Source organism: Micromonospora sp. M61 (assembly GCF_018070245.1).
GTDB lineage: Bacteria > Actinomycetota > Actinomycetes > Mycobacteriales > Micromonosporaceae > Micromonospora > Micromonospora zamorensis.
Map to the genome: position 1 here is coordinate 1 of NZ_JAGPYA010000159.1, position 1138 is coordinate 1138.

1 protein-coding gene is annotated in these 1138 nt (G+C 70.0%); it reads right to left on the reverse strand.

Features of this window, described 5'->3' with window-relative positions:
* Window positions 1-78: 78 nt before the first annotated feature.
* A partial coding sequence (locus tag KBX34_RS33060) for a hypothetical protein (protein WP_210928989.1) occupies window positions 79-1138 on the reverse strand: 1060 nt, incomplete at its 5' end.

Below are 1138 nucleotides of genomic sequence, written 5' to 3' on the forward strand. Positions count from 1 at the left end.
GCCGCGCCAGCGCAGTGTCGTCACACCGACCCGGCGAGCGGCGTGGATCAACCGTTCGCCGGATCCGGCACCGACCGTTCAGCGCAGCTTGCTCAGCGTCCGGGCGTACCCGGTCCACTCGGCGGCGTCGCCGACGTTCGCGCGCACCTGCGCCTCCTTCATGATGGCGAGCACCTGCTCCGTCGGAGCCTCGGCCAACTTGCCGAGCGTGCTGATCCCGGCGCGGGCCAGCGCTGCCCGGGCCTTGGTCGGCACCCCGCTGAGCATGGCGATGTCGGCGTCGCCGACGTTCTCCAACTCACCCTCGATGCCGAGCGCGGCGGCGACCGCCGACTGGGCTCCGACGGTGGTCCGGACGATCACCGCCTCCCGCTCGCTCACCTCGCCGAGCATCGCGTCCACGCTCGGGTAGCTGGTGTCCGCCGGCAGCACCTTGAGCACGTCGCGGATCAGCCGACCGTCGGCCACCTCCTCCTCGCCGAAGGCGCGGATGAACTCCGACAACTTCACCTCGCGCGGGAAGCGCTGCCGGACGTCACCGTTCTCGGCGGCGTACCGCTGCAGGTAGGCCGCGCCCCGGACCTTTGGCCCGACGACCACGTCGACGCCGAGGGTCTCCACGGCGGGCAGCACGATGGTGCCGGCCTTGGTCTGCCAGATGCTGACCTTCTTGTCCATGAACATCGTGGTGCCCATGTACTTGCCGAAGTCCAGCGCGCCGATGTAGTTGGGGATCTGCTCGATCGCGTACGGGCCCGGGCTGACCTTGTTCTCGTGCACCGTCGAGTGCAGCCGGTTGATCTCCGCGCGGATCTCGTCGAGCAGCCGCCGCAGGCTGACCCGCATCGCCGCCATGCAGGAGAACGCCTTGGCCAGGTCGGTGCCGAGGTGGTCCAGGTCGTGTTCGATGCGGTGGAACCGCTCGTTGAAGCCCTGCTCCCCCGGGGTCTGCCCGGCCTGCACCACGTCCTCGCCGTCGACCCAGTCGCTGTGGGCGAAGGTGCGCGCGAACGGCGGCGGCGCGCAGCCCGGCTCCACGGCGGGGAACGACTCGGCGTAGCTGAACACCCGCTTCGCGGTGCCCACGTTCTCGTAGATCCAGGATGAGACCAGCACACTGGCGTCCGAGGCCGGAATG